Source organism: Agaribacter flavus (genome assembly GCF_042646125.1).
GTDB lineage: Bacteria > Pseudomonadota > Gammaproteobacteria > Enterobacterales > Alteromonadaceae > Glaciecola > Glaciecola flavus.
This window is the reverse complement of the sequence record NZ_JBHRSW010000017.1, coordinates 88,733-112,664: the sequence shown is the minus strand read 5'-3', so window position 1 is coordinate 112,664 and position 23,932 is coordinate 88,733. Positions and strand designations below refer to the sequence as shown.

The 23,932-nt window shown below is 42.2% G+C and carries 19 protein-coding genes and 5 tRNA genes; 20 read left to right on the top strand and 4 right to left on the bottom strand.

What is annotated here, in order from left to right:
- Window positions 1-149: 149 nt before the first annotated feature.
- A complete protein-coding gene (gene tsaA, locus ACFOHL_RS11045; RefSeq protein ID WP_376920290.1) occupies window positions 150-824 on the bottom strand; it encodes a tRNA (N6-threonylcarbamoyladenosine(37)-N6)-methyltransferase TrmO in 675 nt (224 codons plus the stop codon).
- Between the two features lie 186 nt (window positions 825-1,010).
- Here tsaA and ACFOHL_RS11040 point away from each other — a divergent pair, with 186 nt between their 5' ends.
- Genes ACFOHL_RS11040 through ACFOHL_RS11025 form a run of 4 tightly spaced genes read left to right on the top strand, consistent with a single transcriptional unit; the run spans window position 1,011 to window position 5,561 of the window.
- Window positions 1,011-1,949 carry an ABC transporter ATP-binding protein gene (locus ACFOHL_RS11040; protein ID WP_376920289.1) on the top strand — a complete coding sequence of 313 codons (939 nt, stop codon included), beginning with the start codon at window positions 1,011-1,013 and terminating at the stop codon, window positions 1,947-1,949.
- Window positions 1,950-2,684 (top strand): ABC transporter permease subunit, encoded by a 735-nt coding sequence (locus ACFOHL_RS11035; protein WP_376920288.1) that lies wholly within the window; start codon window positions 1,950-1,952, stop codon window positions 2,682-2,684. It abuts the gene before it with no gap.
- A 3-nt stretch (window positions 2,685-2,687) separates the two neighbouring features.
- Window positions 2,688-4,520 (top strand): Gldg family protein, encoded by a 1,833-nt coding sequence (locus ACFOHL_RS11030; RefSeq protein WP_376920287.1) that lies wholly within the window; start codon window positions 2,688-2,690, stop codon window positions 4,518-4,520.
- A gap of 12 nt (window positions 4,521-4,532) precedes the next feature.
- Window positions 4,533-5,561, top strand: a complete 1,029-nt coding sequence (locus ACFOHL_RS11025; RefSeq protein ID WP_376920286.1) for a DUF4340 domain-containing protein — start codon at window positions 4,533-4,535, stop codon at window positions 5,559-5,561.
- A gap of 46 nt (window positions 5,562-5,607) precedes the next feature.
- On the opposite strand, the gene ACFOHL_RS11020 is transcribed toward ACFOHL_RS11025, so the two are convergent.
- Both ACFOHL_RS11020 and folD read right to left on the bottom strand, forming a co-directional pair.
- Window positions 5,608-6,144: a DUF1415 domain-containing protein gene (locus tag ACFOHL_RS11020; RefSeq protein WP_376920285.1), complete on the bottom strand. Its 537-nt coding sequence runs from the start codon at window positions 6,142-6,144 to the stop codon at window positions 5,608-5,610.
- 21 nt (window positions 6,145-6,165) lie between these two features.
- Window positions 6,166-7,020 carry a bifunctional methylenetetrahydrofolate dehydrogenase/methenyltetrahydrofolate cyclohydrolase FolD gene (folD, locus tag ACFOHL_RS11015; RefSeq protein WP_376920284.1) on the bottom strand — a complete coding sequence of 285 codons (855 nt, stop codon included), beginning with the start codon at window positions 7,018-7,020 and terminating at the stop codon, window positions 6,166-6,168.
- A gap of 271 nt (window positions 7,021-7,291) precedes the next feature.
- On the opposite strand from folD, the gene ACFOHL_RS11010 reads away from it, so the two are divergent.
- The 11 genes from ACFOHL_RS11010 to ACFOHL_RS10960 all read left to right on the top strand — a co-directional run bounded on the left by ACFOHL_RS11010 (window position 7,292) and on the right by ACFOHL_RS10960 (window position 16,597).
- A tRNA-Pro gene (locus ACFOHL_RS11010) sits at window positions 7,292-7,368 on the top strand.
- Between the two features lie 25 nt (window positions 7,369-7,393).
- Window positions 7,394-7,470, top strand: a tRNA-Arg gene (locus ACFOHL_RS11005).
- A gap of 30 nt (window positions 7,471-7,500) precedes the next feature.
- A tRNA-His gene (locus ACFOHL_RS11000) sits at window positions 7,501-7,576 on the top strand.
- A gap of 16 nt (window positions 7,577-7,592) precedes the next feature.
- A tRNA-Leu gene (locus tag ACFOHL_RS10995) sits at window positions 7,593-7,677 on the top strand.
- Between the two features lie 22 nt (window positions 7,678-7,699).
- Window positions 7,700-7,776, top strand: a tRNA-Pro gene (locus ACFOHL_RS10990).
- A 235-nt stretch (window positions 7,777-8,011) separates the two neighbouring features.
- Window positions 8,012-9,316, top strand: coding sequence for a trigger factor (gene tig, locus ACFOHL_RS10985; RefSeq protein ID WP_376920283.1), 1,305 nt, complete (start codon window positions 8,012-8,014; stop codon window positions 9,314-9,316).
- Between the two features lie 99 nt (window positions 9,317-9,415).
- Window positions 9,416-10,045, top strand: a complete 630-nt coding sequence (clpP, locus tag ACFOHL_RS10980) for an ATP-dependent Clp endopeptidase proteolytic subunit ClpP (protein ID WP_376920282.1) — start codon at window positions 9,416-9,418, stop codon at window positions 10,043-10,045.
- Between the two features lie 57 nt (window positions 10,046-10,102).
- Entirely contained in the window at window positions 10,103-11,380 is a 1,278-nt protein-coding gene (clpX, locus tag ACFOHL_RS10975) for an ATP-dependent protease ATP-binding subunit ClpX (RefSeq protein ID WP_376920281.1), read from the top strand.
- A 291-nt stretch (window positions 11,381-11,671) separates the two neighbouring features.
- A complete protein-coding gene (gene lon, locus ACFOHL_RS10970; protein WP_376920280.1) occupies window positions 11,672-14,017 on the top strand; it encodes an endopeptidase La in 2,346 nt (781 codons plus the stop codon).
- A 267-nt stretch (window positions 14,018-14,284) separates the two neighbouring features.
- Complete coding sequence (locus ACFOHL_RS10965) at window positions 14,285-14,557, top strand: HU family DNA-binding protein (RefSeq protein WP_376920279.1); 273 nt, start codon at window positions 14,285-14,287, stop codon at window positions 14,555-14,557.
- Between the two features lie 153 nt (window positions 14,558-14,710).
- Window positions 14,711-16,597 (top strand): SurA N-terminal domain-containing protein, encoded by a 1,887-nt coding sequence (locus tag ACFOHL_RS10960; RefSeq protein WP_376920278.1) that lies wholly within the window; start codon window positions 14,711-14,713, stop codon window positions 16,595-16,597.
- Between the two features lie 392 nt (window positions 16,598-16,989).
- On the opposite strand, the gene rpsT is transcribed toward ACFOHL_RS10960, so the two are convergent.
- The gene (gene rpsT / locus ACFOHL_RS10955) at window positions 16,990-17,253 is read right to left on the bottom strand and encodes a 30S ribosomal protein S20 (RefSeq protein WP_376920277.1); all 264 of its coding nucleotides are present in this window, start codon (window positions 17,251-17,253) and stop codon (window positions 16,990-16,992) included.
- Between the two features lie 243 nt (window positions 17,254-17,496).
- Between rpsT and murJ the strand changes: the two genes are divergently transcribed.
- The 5 genes from murJ to fkpB all read left to right on the top strand — a co-directional run bounded on the left by murJ (window position 17,497) and on the right by fkpB (window position 23,929).
- Window positions 17,497-19,068: a murein biosynthesis integral membrane protein MurJ gene (murJ, locus tag ACFOHL_RS10950; protein WP_376920276.1), complete on the top strand. Its 1,572-nt coding sequence runs from the start codon at window positions 17,497-17,499 to the stop codon at window positions 19,066-19,068.
- Window positions 19,069-19,252: 184 nt separating this feature from the next.
- On the top strand, window positions 19,253-20,200 hold the full coding sequence (gene ribF / locus ACFOHL_RS10945; protein ID WP_376920275.1) for a bifunctional riboflavin kinase/FAD synthetase: 948 nt from the start codon (window positions 19,253-19,255) through the stop codon (window positions 20,198-20,200).
- A complete protein-coding gene (gene ileS, locus ACFOHL_RS10940; protein WP_376920274.1) occupies window positions 20,193-23,009 on the top strand; it encodes an isoleucine--tRNA ligase in 2,817 nt (938 codons plus the stop codon). Before ribF ends, ileS begins: the two co-directional genes overlap by 8 nt.
- Complete coding sequence (lspA, locus tag ACFOHL_RS10935; protein WP_376920273.1) at window positions 23,002-23,493, top strand: signal peptidase II; 492 nt, start codon at window positions 23,002-23,004, stop codon at window positions 23,491-23,493. The genes ileS and lspA overlap by 8 nt, the downstream gene beginning before the upstream one ends.
- Window positions 23,486-23,929: an FKBP-type peptidyl-prolyl cis-trans isomerase gene (gene fkpB / locus ACFOHL_RS10930; RefSeq protein ID WP_376920272.1), complete on the top strand. Its 444-nt coding sequence runs from the start codon at window positions 23,486-23,488 to the stop codon at window positions 23,927-23,929. Before lspA ends, fkpB begins: the two co-directional genes overlap by 8 nt.
- The last annotated feature ends 3 nt before the right edge of the window (window positions 23,930-23,932 follow it).

Below are 23,932 nucleotides of genomic sequence, written 5' to 3'. Positions count from 1 at the left end.
AGGTAGCCGATACAAATTAGGGGCTAAGGATTGAAAATATCCGGCAATGATACCAGTCAAGTGTGGCCGACTAAACCCTAAACTTTGGTTAGAACGCTTAAAACTCAATCCATATGCAAAAACGTAGCAAGAATGATTTCAAATGCTCGTCAATTAATATCACACACTACGACGGTGCTACCATCTACGCGCCAGTGAATATCAATGTTGTAGAGTTGAATCGTGTAAAATTTAGGATCGTTTTTAGTCTTTTTATAAGCAGGTCGAGGATCTTGCGAAAGTACCTGAATAATCAGGTTTATTGGCAAATTTTTCTCTTTTGCTGCAGATACAAGCTGCGGTGGAATAAACACTTCAAGCGGACTTTCAGGTGCCGCAGTTGCATAACTAGAATCAGCAGTAGGCATACTGTCGGCGTAAACGATGTATGGCTTGATATCCACGATTGGTGTGTTATTCAACATGTCTACACCTTCTACTTCAAGTACTTCGCCATGCATACCGAGGTTTTTTACTAGTGTCATGCCTATGTTATTCGGTCTAAAGCTAGAGCGAGACGCAAACACACCTAGTTTTGTATTTCCTCCTAAGCGAGGGGGGCGAATACGTTGTTTGGGTAAGTGATCCAAGTGTTCACTGAATAAAAAAAGCAGCCATAAATGGCTAAATTCTGACAAGCCCTCACAAGCTTCATGTGGCCTTATTGACTGATCAAAGACAATACGCCCAGTGGCAATACTCAAACCTAAGCCTTGTCTCGGAATACCAAATTTTTGAGTGAATGGTGTTTTTATATGGCCAATTGGCGAAATTTTATATTCCATCGAATTTTATTTTTAACAGTATTGAAATCTGATAACGGCGCAACTATATACCATTTCGCGTGTCTAAAAACCGTTTTTTTGGCTGTATGAAGCACAACAAATCACTGCTTCTTGGCATCGGTTAAGCGTTTTCGATAACGCACCAACAAAGTTAATTACTAAGCGTATAACGATATAGGGATTTGTATGATTTTGGTGGAAAACTTAACTCGAAACTTCGGGCATCACAAAGCAGTAAATAATCTTTCATTCGAAATTAAACTCGGTGAGGTGGTGGGATTTCTCGGGCCTAATGGGGCAGGGAAGTCGACAACCATGAAAATGATAACGGGTTTTTTGCCAATGACTTCAGGCAAAGTCAGTATTGATGGGCTCGACATCGGAAAAAATGCCTTGCAAGTCAAACAAAAAGTCGGTTATTTACCAGAAGGTGCGCCAGCCTACCCCGACATGACCGTGTATCAGTTTTTACGGTTTATTGCCGAAGCCAGAAAAATACCTAGCAAAGAACAAGATCTCGCCATTAATCGAGTTGTTGAAAAAGTCGCCTTGGAAACTGTGTTAAATCGACAGATTGACAATTTATCGAAAGGCTTTAAACGACGTGTAGGTATAGCACAAGCATTGATTCACGATCCAGATATACTCATTTTGGATGAGCCTACCGACGGCTTAGATCCCAATCAAAAACATCAAGTGCGCTGCTTAATTGAGGACTTAGCCGAGAACAAGATTGTTATTGTTTCGACGCACATACTAGAAGAGGTCACGGCCGTTTGTAACCGCGTCATCATTATTGCAGACGGCGAAAAACGCTTTGATGATTCGCCGCTAGCCTTGCAACAGCGTTCTAAATATCACAATGCCATCACTATTAAATTGAGTTATATGGCTGATATTTCGGGTATTTTGGAGTTGTCTGGAGTCGCAGATCTAAAACATGACAAAGGCACAAATCGAGTGACTATATTTCCTGAGACTGGACAAGACATCACTGCTGTTGTTCAGCAATATATACAAAGCAACCAGCTGCCCGTGGATATGGTATTTCCTGAACAAGGTCGATTAGATGATGTGTTCAGAGAAATAACATCCCCAAAATTGACCACTGAGGAGGTAGTGTAAATGAACGAAACGATGATTGTGATGCGCCGCGAATTTGCGAGTTTCTTCGCGACGCCTGTGGCGTATATCTTTATCGCTATATTTTTGGTGATGTCGGGTGTTTTTACGTTTTTGATCGGCGACTTTTATGCCAGAGGGCAAGCAGACTTACTGAGCTTTTTTAACTTTCACCCTTGGTTATATCTATTTTTGGTGCCAGCGATATCCATGCGCACATGGTCAGAAGAACGAAAGAGCGGCACGATCGAGCTGTTGATGACGCTTCCACTCACCACTGTGCAAATTATGCTAGGTAAATTCTTTGCCGCTTGGTTTGTATTGGGCATCTGCCTAGTGCTGACTTTTCCCCTATGGATAACCGTTAATTACTTGGGGAATCCTGATAATGGTATCATTGTTTCAGCATATGTTGGCAGTTGGTTAATGTCGGGTGCTTTTTTGGCACTTGGGATTTGTATGTCTGCATTGACCAAAAATCAAATTATTGCGTTTATGCTCTCCATTGTTCTTAGTTTCTTATTCGTGCTAGTGGGCTCACCTGTGATCATTGACACCTTGCAGCATTGGGCGCCGAATCTGTTGATTGATACGATTGCTTCTCTGAGTTTCTTAACGCATTTTCAAGATATTTCGAAGGGTGTCATTGCCCTCAATGACGCCCTGTTTTACGTCATTTTTATTGTGATATGGCTTTACGCTGGTTACGTGATCATTGAACAAAAGAAGGCGAACTAAATTATGCAAAAAACTTTTTCAAACGCTTTTTTCTTTATTGTGTTAATCGCTGTTTTCTTTGCAGCTACTTTGTTAAATAACCTTGTTTTTAAGGGGCTGAGTGTTGACCTCACGGAAAACAAGGTGTACTCCCTGTCACAGGGAACCAAAGATATGCTTGGAAATTTAGAAGAGCCAATCAACCTCTATTTCTTTTTCTCGAATGACGCAAGCTCCGGTATGACTGCGTTACGAGATTACGCAACGCAAGTCGAAACCTTGTTGAAAAAATATGAAACTTTGGCAGATGGTAAAATAAACCTAGAAATTATTGACCCGAAGGCCTTTTCTGAAGCTGAGGACCGAGCTGCCACCTTCGGTTTAACTGCCGCTAGCTTGGGCGCCGGTGGAGACAGTATTTATTTTGGTTTGGCGGGTACAAACGCACTTGACGATGCAATGGTTATTGGTTTTTTTGACCCGTCTAAGGAATCATTTTTGGAGTATGACATCAGTAAATTGGTGCACCAGCTGAGCCAACCCGCGTTAGCGAAAATAGCAATAGTGACCAGCCTAGCGCTAGAAGGCGGGCAAAACCCTTTAACTGGGCAACAAGATCCGCCTAATGTGATTTATACCCAACTATCTCAACTGTTTGACGTCGAGTTGGTTGATGTAACTGCCGATACTTTGCCTGACGATACTCAAGTACTGGTTTTGTGGCACCCTCAAAACCTTAGCGAAGGCATGCAATATGCGGTCGATCAATATTTGATGAATGGGGGCAAAGCACTGGCTTTTGTTGATCCTCATTATGAATCAGATCCCATGGCGAGTATGGGCGCGATGGGGGCAAATACATCCAGTTTCGATTTGTTAGAAGCTTACGGTATCGAGATACAGTTGGATAAAGTGGTATTGGATGCCAAGCTTGGTTTGGAGATCCGTGGGCAGCAAAATGATGTGATCCGTCATGTTGGTTTTATCGGTTTAGGAGATAAGGAGATCGATGACAAAGACATCACTACGGCTGATCTCGATACGTTAAACGGTGCGTCGTTTGGTTCAATGAGCTTAAGTGAAAATGCATCACTATCACAAGTACCATTGATACGCAGCTCGTCAAATACGTTTAGCTTAGGGGCTAACGAATATGCTGCTCAGCGCATACCCAATTTACTGTTGAACAACGCAAGTGAGCTAGGCAAAGAAACCGTGTTTGCCGCTAGGTATTCAGGCACAGCTTCGTCTTATTACGCCGACAATGAAGAGAAACAAGCTGAAGGCTTTGTTAAGAGTACAGACAACTTCAATCTAGTTGTTGTAGCGGATGCAGACCTTTTAGCCGACCGTTTTTGGGTGCAGCAAAGCAGCTTTTTTGGTCAAACAGTATTTTCTCCTTTTGCGAACAACGGTGATTTTGTTACCAATCTTGCAGAAAATTTTGCTGGTAGTGAAGGCCTGATTGGTATCAGAAGTCGCGGTACTTTTGCGCGTCCTTTTGAAAAAGTTCAAGCCTTAGCCGTAGTCGCTGAAGAAAAATTTAGAGAGCAGGAGCAACTGCTTCAATCTCAGCTTGAACAGACTGAAGCGCAATTGGCAGAGTTACAAGGGCAACAGTCTGATAGCTTAACAATATCGCCGGAGCAACAAGCCGCAATAGATGAATTTGTTGCGCAGCGCGTACAAATAAGAAAGTCCTTGAGAGATGTTCAGTTTCAACTCGACAAAGATATTGATTCTTTAGGCAATACATTAGCGATACTGAATATTGCCATTGCACCACTCATTTTAGTCACTTTACTATTTTTGCTAGCTAGCTTGTTAAGAAGACGCGCGCCGCAAACACAAGCTTAGAGGGGAGACGAGATGCAAAAACAGCTAATTGGAATACTACTTGTATTATTTGTTTTAATACTGGGTGCCTATATAGTCATTTATGATGGCAATACCAAAAATAGTACCTCAGCAACGTCTGCAAACTTGGTGATCAGCGAAGCATTGCGGAACAGCGAAGTAATGAGTATTGAAATTCGTAGCGCCAATCAAACACTGCTTAAGGCAAGTAAACTCAGCAATGAAAACAAGTGGATGGCAAGTCAGCTTTCGGCAGATAGCGCATATCCCCTAGACAAAACCCATTTGGCTGGTTTTGTGCAAAGCCTTGCTGATGCAAAGTTAATTGAGGCAAAAAGTAAGAAACCTGAGAATCATCATCGCTTGGGCTTGAGTAGCGTTGATGATGAAGGTTCCTCTGCGCATTTGGTTGTCGTTGAATTTGAAAGTGGAGATGTCCGTATGCTGATTGGTAATGAAGCGACTAACCAAGCAGGGCAATACATTCGCTATGCTGATGATGATCAAATGTGGCTGATGGACAAACGATTAAGCCTGCCCGAGGAGAAATATTCTTGGTTAGATCAAAGTTTACTTGGCTTTACGGCTAAGGAATTAATCTCACTTGCGCGAACGGATGAGGGCAAACAGTGGAGCTTACAGCGCGAAAACTTAGATGGAGAAGCATTACCTACTTTTAGATTGAGCGACTTTGATGCAGAAGAAGATGAGTTGCGTTTCGAAACGATACTAGAGGACGTCGTCAACAACATGCTCTCGCTCGAGTACACCGCGGTGTTTCTGCTTAATTCATTTGAACAATCCTCGCTTAGCCCTGTTGCTGAGTTTGAATTGGTAGATACGAATCAACAAACACATAACGTAAAGTTGTTCGAAAATGAGGGCAATTTGATGGCACTGTTCAATACTGTCGGAGAGCAATCTTACATAAACAATTGGATATATGAGTTAAGAGATTACCAAGCGCGAGAACTCGTTAAGGAGTATGAGGATTTTTTGCTTGTTGAGCCTGACGATAATGAAGTGAAAGAGCAAGAATAAGCTACAATAGAGCGCTGTTGTTTGTCTCGAGTAGCACTACATTGAACTAGGTTTTCAGATACTGCTCAAAAAAGCCAATGCCTAAGGCATTGGCATGCTTAATATTTCTTTCTGGAATAGATTCGGCATTGGGAAAGTGAGAGAGTGCCTTAGTGATCGTAGCTTCTCTCAAAATATGAACAATCGGGTAAGGTGCGCGATTTGTATAATTGCTAACGCAATCAACGCTTTCGCCCTCAAACTGATATTGAGGGTGAAAACTGGCAAATTGAAAAATTCCTTCAAATCCTTGAATATTCGCAACATGTTCAACTTCTTCCAGCAAGCCAAGGTAGCCGTCAAAGTCGTAGAAGCCTTCGGCAAAGGCCACTAAGGTGGTTTCTCTAGAAGGCATCGAGCTGAGCTGGTCACATTCTTCCATGATCTCATCTACCGCCCGCAAAGTAGATTGTGCTTTTGAAATACGCAGATGAATTTGTTGGTTAACACGTACACTTTTTGCAAAGGGGCAGAAGTTTTCAGCAATAACCACTTCGTCTAGCCAAGTATAAATCTTTTTCTCGACATCAATAGATGAAGTCACAAGCATATCTCTAAATATTGATTAGGAATGAAACTTGACGTAAGCCTCTAGTGTGTTTTCTATCAAACTCGCTACGGTCATCGGTCCAACGCCGCCTGGAACCGGTGTAATCCATCCCGCTCGCTCTTTGGCAACCTCAAAATCAACGTCACCCGTCAGAGAGCCGTCGTCCATACGATTAATACCGACATCAATGACAATAGCCCCAGGTTTTATCCATTCTCCGGGTATAAAGTTTGGTTTTCCAACCGCGACCACTAACAAGTCAGCTTGTGAAACGAGCGCGGATAAATCTCGTGTAAATTTGTGACAGGTGGTAACGGTGCATCCGGCGAGCAGTAGCTCGAGTCCCATTGGCCTACCAACAATATTAGATGCGCCGACAATCACGGCATGCATACCCTTGATAGGTTTTTTAGTCGACTCAATCATTGTCATGATGCCTTTTGGCGTGCAAGGCCTGAGTGCTGGCATACGCTGAGCAAGACGGCCAATATTGTACGGATGGAATCCATCTACATCTTTGTGCGGGTGGATTCTTTCCAAAATAGGATCGGCATCTAATCCGGCAGGCAAAGGAAGTTGAAGTAAAATGCCGTCAATTTCGGTATCAGCGTTCAACTCATCGACAAGTTGAATCAAGGCCGATTGGGTAGTTTCAGATGGAAGCTTGTATTCTTTTGAGACAAAACCGACTTCTTCGCATGCTTTCGTTTTGTTAGCTACGTATACTTGCGAGGCAGGATTTGCACCTACCAATATGACGGCTAGTCCCGGTATCCGTCGATTGGCTTCTTTTATGTTATCGACAGAAGCTTTGACTGTGTCTCTTACTTGTTTGGATATTTGCTTACCGCTGATTAGTTGTGCGCTCATGAATGACAAAGGAGGAGTATTTCTTGTGTAGCGGCATTGTACATGTTTGTTGTCGTAAATAACAATCCAAGCGCGTTACATCCGCACCTTTTCGGCTATTGAGCTCTCGTCATGAGCAATACCTCGCGTATTTTTGAATCAAATGCTGTGCGCTTTTTAGGCATATTAAAAAAAACTCAAAATGGCATCAAAAAAAGTTTGACGGCTTGGCGTCATCTCGGTAATATGCGCCCCCCGTAGCGGTACTGCTTTTACCGTTACTGCAAACAGTCGGTGAGTGGCGCAGCTTGGTAGCGCACTTGGTTTGGGTCCAAGGGGTCGTAGGTTCAAATCCTATCTCACCGACCACTTTTTGCTAGAGAGTGATTCGAGTGCGTCCGTAGCTCAGCTGGATAGAGCAACGGCCTTCTAAGCCGTGGGTCGCAGGTTCGAATCCTGCCGGACGCGCCAGCAAAAAGAACAAATGTGCAAGATACAGTGGTGGGCGTAGCTCAGTTGGTAGAGCCCCGGATTGTGATTCCGGTTGTCGTGGGTTCAAATCCCATCGTCCACCCCATCTTCTTGACCAAAACGCGGAAGTGGTGGAATTGGTAGACACGCTGGATTTAGGTTCCAGTGCTTCACGGCGTGAGAGTTCAAGTCTCTCCTTCCGCACCATCTTTTTTATATCCTATGTCATCGGTGAGTGGCGCAGCTTGGTAGCGCACTTGGTTTGGGTCCAAGGGGTCGTAGGTTCAAATCCTATCTCACCGACCATCTCCAAATACTATGGCAAATATGTCCCCTTGTTTATGACTTCGGCTCAGTGCTGAATCGGCTGTGTAATAAATTTCAGCTTATTCCTTCAAATTTCTCGACTCTACGCCTGAGGCTCTGTATAATCTGGCGTCTTTTTTATAACAGGGCGTGTTTTAACGTCCATTAATGTGGCTTCACAGAGCCGCTTAATATGTCACAAAGCGCAGCAAACGCGCACAGTTGAGGTAGAACAATGCAAGTGTCTGTAGAGACTACTCAAGGATTAGAACGCCGTATCAATATTACGGTACCTGCGGAATCTATTGATTCGGCGGTTAAAGCTCGTTTACAACAATTAGCAAAAACACAAAGAATAAATGGCTTCCGTCCAGGTAAAGTTCCAGTCAGCGTGATTAAAAAGCGCTTTGGTACTGCCGTTCGCCAAGAAGTGGCTGGCGATGTGATGCAGCAACACTTTTATCAAGCAATTGTACAAGAAAAAATTAACCCAGCAGGTATGCCTTCATTTGATTTGGTCAAAGATGAAGATGGTGCAGATTTCGAGTTTGCTGCAGTATTTGAAGTGTACCCAGAAGTTGAAGTACAAGGCATTGAAGAAATTGAGGTAGAAAAGCCTGTAGTCACCATCAAGGCAAAAGACCTTGATGAGATGATGAAAACACTTCAAAAACAGCATGCAACATACAAAGAAGTAAAGCGTAAGTCTAAAAAAGGTGACAAGTTAACGATTGACTTCGTTGGCACTATTGACGGTGAAGAGTTTGAGGGCGGTAAAGCCGAAGATTTCCCGTTAGAATTAGGTAAAAGTCAAATGATCCCAGGCTTCGAAGAGCCCATCATTGGTGCAAAAGTCGGTGAAGAAGTGGTTGCCGATGTGACATTCCCAGAAGACTATCACGCGGAAGCCTTAAAAGGCAAAGACGCGCAATTTACGATTACCGTAAAGAAAGTAGACGGGCTGAATCTACCAAAAGTTGACGAAGAATTCGCCAAGTTGTTCGGTGTTGAAGAGGGTGGCGTGGACGCGCTCAAGGAAGAAGTTAAGAAAAACATGCAGCGTGAACTTGATCAAACTTTGAAAACGACAACCAAAGAAAATGTTATCGCTGGTCTGCTAGAAAAGAATGAAATTGATTTGCCACAAGCGTTAATCGACCAAGAGGTGAATGCTTTACGTGAGCAAGCTAAACAGCGTTTCGCTCAACAAGGAAACGGTCAGAATACGCCAGATTTGCCTGCTGAGCTATTCACTGATAATGCTAAACGCCGTGTAAGCATTGGCTTGATTTTGGGCGAAATCATCAAACAAGAAAAATTAGAGGTTGAAGAATCTCGAGTTGACGCCATTATAGAATCCACTGCTTCTGCATATGAAGACCCTGCAGAAGTCATCGAGTATTACAAAGGCAACAAAGAACTTTTACAACAAGTTCAAAACCTTGCGCTTGAAGAGCAAGCGATAGACAAGGTATTAGAGAAAGCCAAAGTAAAAGAAGTTAAAAAGAGTTTTGACGAAGTAATGAACAAAAAGGCGTAAATTATCGCCTGAGTCATTGACTTAACTACTTTCAAACTGATTAAATGCTCGGACTGTCCGAGCATTTTTTTTATATAGCCCAATAAAATAAGAGCGCAAATGAATAAAGAGATTTTTGATCCAACAAATGCACTTGTCCCGATGGTAGTAGAGCAGACCGCTCGAGGTGAACGTTCATTCGACATATATTCAAGATTGTTAAAAGAAAATGTCATCTTTTTAGTGGGTCAAGTCGAAGACCACATGGCAAATTTAATTGTCGCTCAGATGCTTTTTTTAGAGGCGGAGAACCCAGAAAAAGACATATTTTTATATATCAATTCGCCTGGTGGATCCGTAACCGCAGGCATGTCGATATATGATACAATGAACTTCATAAAACCTGACGTTAGCACGGTGTGTGTTGGTCAAGCAGCCAGCATGGGCGCATTTTTGTTGTCGGGTGGCGCAAAAGGTAAACGTTACTGTCTGCCAAACTCGAGAGTCATGATTCATCAACCATTAGGTGGATTTCAGGGACAGGCCTCTGACTTTGAAATTCATGCCAAAGAAATCCTTTCTATTAAAGAGAAGATGAATCGTTTGATGGCTGAGCATACTGGTCAAGAGTATGAAAAAGTAGCACAAGATACCGACAGAGATAACTTTTTAAGTGCCCAAGAAGCGGTAGATTATGGACTTGTAGATGCTGTGCTAAATAGCAGAGCAGACGTTGCTAAAGACGGTTGAGTAAAAGTAAGTAACAACTTTAAACGAAAAAGTTGTTTTCAAAAATAGGCGAGTATTATGAGTGATGACCATACCAAAGACAGCGATAATAAACTACTTTATTGTTCTTTCTGTGGTAAAAGCCAGCATGAAGTTCGTAAGCTGATTGCGGGGCCATCGGTATTTATATGTGATGAGTGTGTTGAACTATGCAACGATATTATCCGTGAAGAAATTAAAGAAATTTCTCCTAAAGGAAAATCCGATGCACTGCCAACGCCATCAGAAATACATAAGCATCTAGATGACTATGTAATTGGTCAAGAACATGCAAAGAAGGTTTTATCAGTTGCGGTATACAATCACTACAAGCGACTTAAGAACGGTGATGTTCATGAAGGTGTTGAGTTAGGGAAGAGTAATATACTGCTTATTGGCCCTACGGGCAGTGGTAAAACCTTACTAGCCGAGACTTTGGCGCGCTTTTTAGATGTGCCATTTACCATGGCGGATGCGACTACCTTGACGGAAGCCGGTTATGTTGGTGAAGATGTAGAGAACATTATTCAAAAATTGCTACAAAAATGTGATTACGATCCTGAAAAAGCGCAGCGCGGAATCGTTTACATCGATGAAATCGACAAAATTTCCAGAAAATCAGATAATCCTTCTATAACACGTGATGTATCTGGTGAGGGTGTACAACAAGCGCTCCTTAAGCTAATTGAAGGAACGATTGCTTCTGTTCCTCCTCAGGGTGGCAGAAAGCATCCTCAGCAAGAGTTTTTGCAGGTTGATACCAGTAAAATCTTATTTGTTTGCGGTGGTGCCTTTGCTGGGCTAGAAAAAGTGATTGAACAGCGCTCTGCGAAAGGGACGGGTATTGGATTTGGCGCAGACGTGAAAACGAACGACGATAAAAAAGCCTTGTCCACCTTGTTCAAAGAAGTAGAGCCAGAAGACCTAGTCAAATATGGTTTGATACCAGAGTTTATTGGTCGTTTACCTGTCGTCACAAGCTTAGAAGAATTAAGTGAAGATTCGCTTATCCAGATTTTAACTGAGCCGAAGAATGCTATTACTAAACAGTATGCTGCGTTATTTTCACTTGAGGATGCGGAATTAGAATTTAGAGAAGATGCACTTCGAGCGATCGCACAAAAGGCGATTGCCAGAAAAACAGGTGCAAGGGGCTTACGTTCTATTGTAGAAGCCGTGTTGCTGGAAACGATGTATGATTTACCTTCTAACAGTGAAGTTGCCAAAGTTGTGGTGGACGAAGCCGTTATTAAAGGTGAATCTAAACCGATTTTGATATACGAAAATAACAGTGATAAGAAGGCAGCTTCAGAATAAGGGATAATTAGGGTTATTGAGTAAATCCAATATTCAGTGCACCAAGTCATTTGTGTAGGGTCGGTGTCTGAGCGACTATCGAGCTGGGAAGAGGGGGAACTAAAGCAAAAAATGCTGCAAGTACATCCTTGTACGTTTAAATTTTTCATTCATGAAAAATATATTTTTACTTTAGTTCCCCCTCTTCCCAGCTCGATAGTCGCTCAGACACCGACCCTTTTTAACATCCTAAATTTGAACTTTATATTCATGTCCCCATATACAAATCAATACAGATAATCAGAGAGAAAAATGACTGAGAAAAATATCCTCAGAAATATGCCCGTGTTGGCTTTGCGTGATGTCGTCGTATACCCGCACATGGTCATTCCTTTATTTGTTGGTCGAGAAAAGTCTATTCAATGCTTAGAAGCGGCGATGGATAACGACAAGAAAGTGTTTCTTGTTGCTCAGAAAGAACCCAATATTGATGATCCCAATACTTCAGACGTATTTAACGTTGGCACAATTGCGACAATATTGCAGTTGTTGAAATTACCAGATGGCACAGTGAAAGTATTGGTGGAAGGGAGTGTAAGAGCACAAATCGAACAATTTGCCGAGACCGACCCATTTTTTGTTGCTGATGTCAGTCTTATTGATGATGTAAATATAGAAGAAGCTGAACAGGACGTATTAATTCGATCAGCAGTCTCGCAATTTGAAGGGTACGTTAAACTAAATAAAAAAATCCCCCCAGAGGTGCTGACTTCACTCAATGGTATCGAAGACGCAGCGCGCTTGGCTGATACCATGGCAGCACATATGCCGTTGAAGCTAAGTGAAAAGCAAAAAGTGCTAGAAATGAGCGGCGTAAACGAACGTATTGAGTTTTTAATGGCACTCATGGAGGGTGAAATTGACTTGCTTCAGGTCGAGAAGAAAATACGCACGCGTGTGAAAAAGCAGATGGAGAAAAGTCAACGCGAGTATTATCTAAATGAACAAATGAAGGCCATTCAGAAAGAGTTAGGTGAGCTTGATGAATCACCAGACGAATTTGAAGCATTGAGTAAAAAGATTCAAGAAGCACAAATGCCGCAAGAAGCTCTGGAAAAAGCTAATGCAGAATTGAATAAATTAAAAATGATGTCACCCATGTCTGCAGAGGCAACGGTGGTTCGTTCCTATATAGATTGGTTAGTGTCGGTACCTTGGCATAAGCGAAGCCCAGTTAAGAGAGATTTGGCGAAGGCTGAACTTGTCTTAAACGATGATCACTACGGCTTGGAAAAGGTCAAAGAGCGCATTTTGGAGTATTTGGCTGTTCAACAAAGAGTTAAAAAACTCAAGGGGCCGATATTATGCTTAGTGGGGCCACCAGGCGTGGGTAAAACATCTTTAGGCCAATCTATTGCAAAAGCAACAGGGCGAAAATATGTGAGAATGGCGCTTGGTGGAGTAAGGGATGAAGCGGAAATTCGAGGTCATCGACGCACATATATCGGTTCACTGCCTGGAAAGCTAATCCAAAAAATGTCCAAAGTGGAAGTGAAAAATCCTTTGTTTTTGTTAGATGAAATCGACAAAATGTCCTCTGACATGCGTGGTGATCCTTCTTCTGCATTACTAGAGGTACTAGACCCTGAGCAAAATTCTTCTTTTAGCGATCACTACCTAGAAGTTGACTACGACTTGTCAGACGTGATGTTCGTCGCCACCTCAAACAGTATGGATATTCCCGGTCCTTTACTCGATCGTATGGAGGTGATTAGGTTATCTGGTTATACCGAAGATGAGAAATTGAACATCGCACAGCGTCATTTGATAGAAAAACAAAAAAGTAGAAATGGCTTAAAAGCAAAAGAACTAAATATCGAAGATTCAGCCATCATTGGCATCATCAGATATTACACTCGTGAGGCGGGTGTTCGCAGTTTAGAAAGAGAAATTTCTAAAATTTGCCGAAAAGCGGTAAAGAACATTTTGCTTAAAAAAGACAAAGCACCGGTGATAGTCAACCAGAGCAACTTAAAAGACTATCTCGGTGTTCAACGTTTTGACTATGGTAAAGCGGACAATAACAATCAAATTGGTCAGGTAACAGGTTTGGCGTGGACACAAGTTGGTGGTGATTTACTGACTATTGAAACGACTTCAGTGCCAGGTAAAGGTAAAACGTCGGCAACGGGTTCCTTAGGCGACGTGATGCAAGAATCCATTAAAGCCGCCATGACTGTTGTGCGATCACGCGCTAGTAAGTTACGGATCAACGAAGATTTTTATGAAAAACGCGATATTCATATTCATGTGCCAGAGGGTGCTACGCCTAAGGATGGCCCAAGCGCAGGTATTGGTATGTGCACCGCGCTAGTATCTTCACTTACCGGAAACCCGGTCAAATGCGATGTGGCGATGACGGGTGAGATAACATTACGAGGCGAAGTGCTGGCCATTGGTGGCTTGAAAGAGAAATTGCTGGCAGCCCATCGAGGCGGGATAAAAACAGTAGTGATACCAAAAGACAATGAACGAGATCTTGAGGAAATACCAGAAAATGTTATCGGTGATTTAAATATTTATCCTGTGCAATGGATAGATGAAGTCTTGGATATCGCGCTCGAACAACCAGTAGATGCATTAAAATTAGAGGCATAGAACTGATGTGTGTACGTTTATTGGACGATACAGTGTTGTTTTTGTCAGAAAATTTGGAAAAATCTATTTTTTTTTTGAATTAAGGTATTCACAAGCTATTTAGTTGTGCTACCTTAGACTGGTCAAGCTTGTTAATCCCTTGTAACAAAGGACTTGCAAGCGAAAGAATAGCAAAACGGCTGCCAAAAAGTTTAATTAAAAACTTCAAGAGGCGACTACATAACATTTTTTTGAAAGCAATATAATAACAATGAAGGGGATCATATTGTGAACAAGTCTCAACTTATCGATTCAATTGCGGAAAACGCTGATATTTCAAAAGCGGCCGCAGGACGTGCATTGGACGCATTTACTGATGCAGTCACATCTGCGCTTAAAGATGGCGACCAGGTAGCATTAGTCGGTTTCGGTACTTTCTCTGTAAGAGAGCGTGCGGCGCGCTCTGGTCGTAACCCTCAGACTGGTGAAACTATTCAAATTTCAGCAGCTAAGGTTCCGTCTTTTAAAGCAGGTAAAGCGTTAAAAGATTCGTGTAACTAAATTCGATAGTTATTACTAAAAGGCGATGACGAGAGTCATCGCCTTTTTTGTCATATCCATATTAAATCTCGCCTGAATTGCTTTGGCAGGGTATAATTTCAGCCATAAAAATGAAGTTTTGAAATAAATATAGATTACAGGTTGTTGTAAACAATGTTAGAAAGAATTCGAGAAGGTATTCAAGGACCTTGGGCGATAGCAATAGTCGCGCTTATTGTTGTTAGTTTTGTGTTTACAGGTGTTGGCAGTTACTTGTCTGGTGGGGCATCAACGGCCGTGGCTGTCGTCAATGATGAAGAGATTTCTGCTCAAGCGCTAGACGGTGCTTTTCAAAGTCAGAGAAGGCAGATGGAAGCGCAATTTGGTGAGGCAGTATCAACACTATTTGCTAACGAGAATTATCTAGCGGATTTTCGCAGAAATGTGCTTGATGGTTTAATTGCTGATGTTCTCATATCTCAAAAGGCAACATCGCTGGGCTTGCGCGTGAGTGATGAGCAAATCAAAGAAGCCATAGTTGGTTTACCAGAGTTTCAAGTCGCAGGTGAATTTAGCAACGATGTTTATAATGCCTCAATTCGTAGAGCGGGTTTTACACCAGCTGAGTTTGCAGAGTACATGCGTGTTGAAATGACAAGAACGCAATTGCGCAATGCGATCAGTGGAACCACAATCAGTTTAGATAGCGCAGCAAAAAAAGTACTCAAGCTGCAAGGGCAAAAACGTGATGCAAAAGTACTGGAAGTATCTTCATCAGATTATCTTGCTGACATTGTCGTGGGCGACGATGAAATAAATAATTATTACAACAACAATATTACGCAATATGATACTGAAGAGCAGGTAAAACTGTCGTTTATTAGTCTGTCAGTCGACAACATTTTACCGTCGGTGACAGTTACAGACGATGAGCTTCAAACATACTATCAAGAAAATCTAAGCTATTATCAAACCCCTGAAAAAAGAGAAATTGCACACATTCTGTTTGAAGCAACGGAAGGCGAAGACGCAGCCTTGCAAGAAGCCGAGCAAGCTCGTAAGCGTCTTGAAGCGGGTGAAGACTTTGCAAAAGTGGCTTTGGAATTGTCTGATGATATCGTCAGTGCAGAGGAGGGCGGCGAGCTTGGAGAAGTCAATGTAGGGGATTACGAAGAATCTTTTACTGACGCGGCATTTGCTCTGAGTTCAGTTGGTGAGATCAGTGAACCAGTTAAAACGGAATTTGGGTATCATCTAATTAAGTTAAGTGCTTATACTCCGACAATTACTCAAACATTTGACGAGGTTGAAGCAGATATACTTACTGAGCTAAAACGTGAAAAAGCGCTTGATGAATTTTTTACCTTACAAGCAGAAATGGAGCGCATAGCTTTCGAATCTTCAGACTCATTAGATGACATCGCTGATGCAATTGATCGTCCAGTATTAGAAACGAACTTTTTTACTACTACCACATATCCAGCATCAGTAGATTACCCTCAAGTGCAAAACGTAGCATTTTCGTCCGAACTGATTAATGACGCAGTGAATAGCGAGCTATTGACGGTCAGTGATGAAAAAGTAATGGTTGTGCGAGTTGCTGCTCACAAACCTCAACGAACCCTCGCTCTAGAGGAAGTGGTGGAAGATATTACAAATAATCTGAAAGCTGACAAAGCGCAGCAAGCCGCGCTTGTGTGGGCGCAAGAGTTACAGGTTGCAATAAGTCAGGGTGAAAACATCAATGATAAATTGGCTGAAAAGGCATTAGAATGGTCTGTCCACCCTGGTTTGCAGAGAAATAGTACTGAAATTTCGAGACAGTTGAATACTGAGCTGTTCAGCCTTTCATTAGACAATGATAATAACTCTGCAGTAGTAACACTAAGCAACGGGAATGTTGGAGTGGTTAAGCTAGATGCTATTCATGATGCCGACGAGCCTACAAATGAGGATGTGGATGCATTTTCTGGGCGGTATGCTTCTCAACAAGCACAGCGGACGTTCGAAAACTATATTGATGCACTGAAGTCTCAAGCGGATATTAAGATAACTCAGTAGTATATTGAGTCAGTAGACATTAGAATGGCATCCTAGACGGTGCCATTTTTTATGCTTTCTGCTAAAAAAGCATTGAAGCAAGAGTAAAAAATATCAGTATTATTGAAGATAATACGGCAATGTAAACAAAGCCCTGTTTGCCTTGAGATAGTGAATAGCCTTTCTGATTTAGATAAGTATACCACGCTAGGCATAAACAGACGGGTACCAAAAATAAAAATTTTATCATTATTTACCTTCCACTCGTTATTCTAGTGTATGTCGAATTTCGCTATACAAACCTTGTTACTTACTTCACGGTTCATACATAAGTTCACAGATAAACATAAAAAAGCCGGTATTACTTAAGTAATACCGGCTTCTCAATTATTTAATAAAAGTTAGCGTTGAATTTATGCTAAGTCTTTTATTTGTGCAGACAAACGTGACTTATGACGCGCAGCTTTATTTTTGTGAATAAGGCCTTTAGTTGCCATTCTATCTAATACTGGGACAGCAGCAGTTAATGCAGATTGCGCAGCGTCTTTGTCGCCTGCTTCGATAGCGGCAATAACTTTTTTGATGCAAGTACGCGTCATGGAGCGACGGCTTGCATTATGCTGGCGACGCTTTTCAGCTTGAATTGCACGTTTCTTAGCAGACTTAATGTTAGCCAAGTTGTACTCCTAAAAATATTCGTGTCAAAAATTAAGGGTGCGGATTATCTAAGTTATTATGCATTTTGTCAATCCAAATTAAGTAGAAATAGTTAAAAAATACACAAACTAGTGGAGGGTAATTTTTTGCTCTGAGTTCTAATAATGAGTATGCAGCACCATTAAAGTATTTTCTGCATTTACTTCATATGTCTAAATCATATAATGCCTGTAGTATCTGCAATAAAAAAATAGGGAATGTAAGTGCCTAAAAAGCTGTTGAAAGCAGGAATTGTCGTTAGCATTATGACGCTAATATCGAGAGTTCTTGGTTTGGTGCGTGACGTAGTGGTGGCAAAAGTCGTGGGTGCAGAGGCTGCGGCAGATGTTTTTCTGTTTGCAAACAAGATTCCCAATTTTCTCCGCCGTCTGTTTGCTGAAGGCGCCTTTGCACAGGCATTCATCCCCGTGTTAACAGAAGTCCTAGAAAACGAGAACGAAAAACGACAAAAAGAGTTTATTGCAAAGGTCTCGGGTACACTTGGTCTCATTGTTTTTGTAACGGCAATCTTGGGCGTGCTAGCATCACCAATATTGACCGCGTTATTTGGTTTTGGCTGGTATTTGGATTATCGTCAGGGGCTGCCTGAAGGCGATAAATTTGTATTGGCTTCTACACTTTTAAAAATAACCTTTCCCTACATCTTTTTTATATCTCTTACCGGTTTTGCCGGCGCGATTTTAAATACCATGAACAAGTTCGCGGTATCTTCCTTTACGCCTGTGTTGCTCAATGTAAGCATTATTGCCTGTGCTGTTTTCATGATGCCTCACGTTAGTCAGCCGGCCTTTGCATTGGCATGGGGCGTTTTTATAGGAGGGGCTGTGCAACTGGGGTTTCAAATCCCGTTTTTAGCAAAAGCCGGTGTTTTGGTTAAACCCACTTGGGGATGGCGTGATAAGTATGTAGTTAAAGTCCGAAATTTAATGATACCGGCGCTTTTTGGTGTATCGGTGAGCCAGATTAACCTCCTACTTGATGTTTTCATAGCTAGCTTTCTAGTGACAGGTTCGATTAGCTGGTTGTATTATTCGGATCGATTACTTGAATTTCCCCTAGGCCTGTTCGGTATCGCGATTGCTACCGTCATTTTACCTTCTTTGTCAAAAAATCATGTGTCAAAAGACAGTAAAACATTTTCTTCGACGCTTGATTGGGCTCTGAGAATCGTAAGCGCGCTCGGTATACCCGCTGGTGCCGCGCTTTTTGTTCTCGCATTTCCTCTTATGATGGTTATTTTTCAACGAGGGGCTTTTACTGTAGATACCGCGCAAATGGCTTCGTATGCCTTGATGGCTTATTCATTCGGCTTATTTAGTTTTATGTTAGTCAAAATTTTTGCGCCAGCATTTTACAGCCGACAGGATACAAAGACACCGGTGAAGTACGGCATTATTACGATGGTTGTTAACATGGGCTTTAACCTAATGTTTGCTTTCCCCTTCGGTTATGTGGGCTTGGCGATGGCTACATCTATTTCTGGCACACTCAATGCGCTTCTACTGTATAACAGATTGCGCATCCAAGGGGTATATAGATTGAGCAGGAGCACTTTGCTGTTCTTAGCTAAAGTGATATTCAGTGCATTGATCATGGCTTTGGTATTATGGTGGATGAATGAGCGGGTATCTTGGGCCAATATCGGTTTTTCACGCCGTGTCGTAGAGCTATTTACATTGATAGCCGTGGGAGGCCTAGTGTATATATTTTGCCTTTTATCGACAGGTGTGAGATTGGGGCATTTTGTCCGTAGTGACACCAGAGAATCAGGTTAACGCCAAATAAACCAAATAAGCACCGGAGAAAAGTAAAGTCTTTGCTTATAGTGAGTTGCTACAATTATCAAAAAATATTCAATATAGCGTTCACGTGCTTGGTTAATGGGGGCGTTTGCGTATATAATCCTCGGCTTTGCGCCGCCTACGTTTCAGCGGTTTTTATAGATTTAGGTTAAGTTCGTTGGAATTAGTCAGAGGCATTCATAATATTTTGCCACGGCATCATGGCTGTGTATTGACCATTGGCAAATTTGATGGGGTACATGAAGGTCATAGGGCTGTGCTGCGAAACCTGATTGAACAAGCCAAAGTATTAAACTTACCCGCTGTAGTGATGGTATTTGAACCGCAACCTGAAGAAGTATTTTTCCCTGAACAAGCGCCTGCACGCCTTTCGTCGTTGAGAGAAAAATACGAACAGTTGCGTGACATCGGAATAGACCGATTAGTTTGCATAAAGTTTGTGAAGAGTTTTGCCGCTATGACCGCCGAAGCCTTCATAACCGATTTATTGGTGCAGCGCCTAGGAACAAAGTTCTTAGTTGTGGGTGATGATTTTCGTTTTGGCTACCAGCGCAGTGGAGATTTCAAGTTTCTTAAAGCCTCTGCCGAAAAATTCGATTTTGAAGTGGTTAATACGCAAAGCTACCGCCTAGAAAACTGTAGGATAAGCTCAACGGAAATACGCAAGTTACTTGCGCTCTCTGAGTTTGAAAAAGTAAAGCAAATGTTGGGCAGACCATATACCATTGCGGGGCGTGTCGTTCACGGTGATAAGCTTGGAAGGCAACTGGGCTTTCCTACCGCTAATGTGCGTCTACATCATCGTAAATCTATGGCACATGGTGTTTTTGCCGTGATTATTCGATGGCAGAAGCACATGTATTTAGGCGTTGCTAACCTTGGTAACAAGCCCACTCTTAACGGCAGGCGTTTGCAGTTAGAAGTCAATATTTTCGATTTCTGCGGTGATTTATATGGCCAACGAATAGAAGTTGAACTAGTCGCTAAAATTCGCGACGAGAAAAAATTTGCAAACATTGATGCACTTAAAAATCAGATAAAAATAGATGTATTGCAAGCTAAAGACTTGTTAAATAGTAGAGAACATGGAAACCCAAATGAGTGATTACAAACACACGTTGAATCTGCCTGAAACAACGTTTCCAATGCGTGGAAATTTGGCTCAACGAGAGCCACAAATGCTTAAGTCATGGGCAGAAAAAGACTTGTATGGAAAAATTCGTGAGTCGCGCCAAGGAAAAACACCATTTATTTTGCACGATGGCCCCCCTTACGCGAATGGCAATATTCACATAGGTCATGCGGTAAACAAAATTCTCAAAGATATTATTGTAAAGTCGAAAACGCTTTCTGGGTTTGATGCTCCTTATGTGCCGGGCTGGGATTGCCACGGTTTACCTATTGAACTCATGGTAGAAAAAAAAGTAGGAAAACCCGGTGTAAAAGTCAGTGCTGCTGAATTCAGACAAAAGTGCAGAGAGTACGCACAGCGTCAAATCGATGGGCAACGGAAAGATTTTATCCGCTTAGGTGTCTTAGGAAATTGGCAACAGCCTTATCGCACAATGGATTTTAAATCTGAGGCAGACATTATTCGTGCGCTGGCGATGATTGTTAATTCTGGCCATCTAGAAAAAGGATTTAAGCCTGTACATTGGTGCACAGACTGTGGTTCAGCGCTGGCAGAAGCCGAAGTGGAATATCAAGACAAAGTATCGCCTGCGATTGATGTGGCGTTTCCTGTTGAAGAAGTTAATAAGTTGGCCAGTGCGTTTGCTATAAATGGTGAGCTAGCCGAAAATGCGAAATTTGTCATTTGGACAACTACACCTTGGACCATTCCTGCCAACAGGGCGGTAAGCATCCATCCTGAGTTGTTGTACTCATTGGTAAAAATGGAAATCAATGATAGACAAGAATACTTAGTCTTAGCTGATGAGCTCGTTGCGGCATGTGCAAAACGCTATTCGGTGGAAAAATACGAGGTAGTTGCTTCTGTTAATGGTCAAGCGCTAGAAAAAATCCAGTTAACACATCCACTATTTGGGCAGTCTGTCCCCGTTATCTTAGGTGAACACGTTACAACTGAGTCAGGTACAGGGTGTGTTCATACTGCACCTGCACACGGTGTAGATGATTTCAATGTCGGTAAAAAATACGGCATCGAAGTATACAATCCGGTTGGCGGCAATGGTGTGTATTTGGAGAATACGCCTATGTTCGCTGGGCAACACGTATTCAAAGCAAACGATAATGTTATTAAAGCACTGTCTGACAGTGGCGCATTAATCCTCAATGAAAAGTATGAGCATAGCTACCCTCATTGTTGGCGTCATAAAACCCCGATCATATTCAGAGCAACACCTCAATGGTTTGTCAGTATGGATAAAAAGGGGCTTCGCGCTGCTTCGCTAGAAGAAATTAAGAAAACACAGTGGATACCCGAATGGGGTGAAAACCGTATAACAAACATGGTAGAAGGCAGACCCGACTGGTGTATATCAAGACAACGGACTTGGGGGGTGCCCATTACCTTGCTGATAAACAAGCAGACAGGCGAATTACATCCCAATACCCAAGCATTAATGGAGAAGGTTGCACAGGCTGTTGAGTCAGAGGGCATACAAGCATGGTTTGATATGTCTCTCGAATCTTTGATTGGCGAAGACGCAGCGCATTATGAAAAGGTAACGGATACCCTAGACGTTTGGTTTGATTCTGGCGTCACGCATTATTTCGTTGTCGATCAACGAGCAGATATACCAAAGAGCGCTGATTTGTACTTGGAAGGCTCTGATCAACATAGAGGATGGTTTATGTCTTCGATGATGTCATCAGTGGCTATGCATGGTCATGCGCCATACAAAGAAGTGTTGACACATGGTTTCACAGTCGATGCAGACGGTAGAAAAATGTCAAAATCTTTGGGGAATGTCGTTGCACCACAAGAGGTGACTAACAAACTAGGTGCTGATATTTTAAGGTTATGGGCTGCGTCGACTGATTACCGTGGCGAGATGACGGTAAGTGACGAGATTTTGAAGCGTGCTGCAGATGCCTATAGAAGAATTCGAAATACCTGCCGATTTTTACTGGCTAACTTAAATGGTTTTGATCCCAAATCAAACTTGGTTGTGGGTGAAAGCTTGGTTGAGTTAGATGCATGGGTAGTGCGTCGCACTCAGCAGGTTCAAGATGAGATATTGGCGGCGTATGAAAGCTACGATATGTTAGCTGTGAGTCAAAAGCTTATGCAATTTTGTTCCATTGAGCTGGGTAGCTTTTATTTGGACGTTATCAAAGATCGTCAGTACACAGCAAAATCAGACGGACATGCTAGGCGCTCCTGTCAAACTGCTTTGTACCATATAGCAGAAGCCTTGGTAAGATGGATGGCGCCTATTATGAGTTTTACGGCTCAAGAAGTATGGCAAGCAATGCCCGGGGAGCGAGATGAATTTGTGTTTACAAATGAGTGGTACACCGATATCCCCGAGACTAATTCATCGTTTGACAATGCTTTTTGGCAACAGGTGTTAACCCTCAAAAATGAGGTAAATAGCGCACTTGAACAAGCTAGAAATCAGAAGCTAATCGGTGGTTCTCTTGAAGCTAAGGTTAAATTGTATTTGCCAGAAGAACTCAAGAACATGCTTAGTCCTATAAGTGACGAGTTGCGGTTTGTGCTTATCACCTCTGATGTCGAACTCTTGGATTTCGCGAGCAAACCGGAAACTATCCAAGTAAGTTCAGATTCTGGCGTAGCGATAGAAGTGCTAAAGGCAAGTGGCTCAAAGTGTTCTAGGTGCTGGCACTACAAGAAAGATGTGGGTAGTCATCCAAATCACTCAGAACTCTGTAGTAGATGTATTGATAACGTCGAAGGTGATGGAGAAGTAAGGAAATATGCTTAATCTTTTTAAGACAACAGGCTTGCGTTTTACATGGATAAGTATTTTGGCGCTTGTACTTGACCAATGGACTAAACAGGCCATTGTCAATAGCATGGATTTGTATCAATCTATTCAATTACTGCCATTTTTCAATTTAACTTATGTGCACAATTACGGCGCTGCTTTTAGCTTCTTATATGACGCGGGGGGATGGCAGCGCTACTTCTTGAGTGCTATTGCGTTTGGCGTAAGTGTATTGATCATTTGGTGGTTGCGTAAAACACCAAAAGAACAAACATTATTACCCGTTGCTTTTTCATTCATCTTAGGTGGTGCGCTAGGGAATCTGCTTGATCGCTTGCTCTATGGTTATGTGATTGATTTTCTCGATTTTTACTATGGTTCATATCACTGGCCAGCATTTAATGTTGCAGACTCTGCTATTTTTATTGGTGCGGCATTGCTTATTTGGGACATGATTACGAACAAGGAAAAAAATGACTGATAACGCGAATATGATTTCTAGCTCTAGCGAAGTCATTTTGCACTTCGATCTGAAGTTAAAAGATGGCTCTGCTGTTGATAGTACACGTGTAAACAAAAAGCCCGCTAAACTGGTAATGGGGGACGGGAGTTTGAGCAAAAATTTTGAAGCCTGCTTATTGGGTTTGTCAAAAGGGGACAGAAAAAGCTTCGAAATCGCCGCAAACGACGCCTTTGGTATGCCTAATCCCGATAACATTTATCACCTTGACCGCAGTAAGTTTTCTGCTGAGCAAGAGATATCAGAGGGGATGATAATGGGGTTTTCACAACCTGACGGCAGTGAGCTTCCTGGCATTATTCGAGCGATTGCTGGACAATCGGTGACGGTTGATTTCAATCATCCTTTGGCCGGTCAAGATGTTATTTTTGACGTTGAAATCGTTGATGTGAGGTAAAGT

Excerpts from the sequence above, each read along its gene's own strand:
- tsaA (WP_376920290.1), bottom strand. The coding sequence starts at position 824 with ATGGAATATAAAATTTCGCCAATTGGCCATATAAAAACACCATTCACT.
- ACFOHL_RS11040 (WP_376920289.1), top strand. The coding sequence starts at position 1,011 with ATGATTTTGGTGGAAAACTTAACTCGAAACTTCGGGCATCACAAAGCA.
- ACFOHL_RS11035 (WP_376920288.1), top strand. The coding sequence starts at position 1,950 with ATGAACGAAACGATGATTGTGATGCGCCGCGAATTTGCGAGTTTCTTC.
- ACFOHL_RS11030 (WP_376920287.1), top strand. The coding sequence starts at position 2,688 with ATGCAAAAAACTTTTTCAAACGCTTTTTTCTTTATTGTGTTAATCGCT.
- ACFOHL_RS11025 (WP_376920286.1), top strand. The coding sequence starts at position 4,533 with ATGCAAAAACAGCTAATTGGAATACTACTTGTATTATTTGTTTTAATA.
- folD (WP_376920284.1), bottom strand. The coding sequence starts at position 7,020 with ATGAGCGCACAACTAATCAGCGGTAAGCAAATATCCAAACAAGTAAGA.
- tig (WP_376920283.1), top strand. The coding sequence starts at position 8,012 with ATGCAAGTGTCTGTAGAGACTACTCAAGGATTAGAACGCCGTATCAAT.
- clpP (WP_376920282.1), top strand. The coding sequence starts at position 9,416 with ATGAATAAAGAGATTTTTGATCCAACAAATGCACTTGTCCCGATGGTA.
- clpX (WP_376920281.1), top strand. The coding sequence starts at position 10,103 with ATGAGTGATGACCATACCAAAGACAGCGATAATAAACTACTTTATTGT.
- lon (WP_376920280.1), top strand. The coding sequence starts at position 11,672 with ATGACTGAGAAAAATATCCTCAGAAATATGCCCGTGTTGGCTTTGCGT.
- ACFOHL_RS10960 (WP_376920278.1), top strand. The coding sequence starts at position 14,711 with ATGTTAGAAAGAATTCGAGAAGGTATTCAAGGACCTTGGGCGATAGCA.
- ileS (WP_376920274.1), top strand. The coding sequence starts at position 20,193 with ATGAGTGATTACAAACACACGTTGAATCTGCCTGAAACAACGTTTCCA.
- lspA (WP_376920273.1), top strand. The coding sequence starts at position 23,002 with ATGCTTAATCTTTTTAAGACAACAGGCTTGCGTTTTACATGGATAAGT.
- fkpB (WP_376920272.1), top strand. The coding sequence starts at position 23,486 with ATGACTGATAACGCGAATATGATTTCTAGCTCTAGCGAAGTCATTTTG.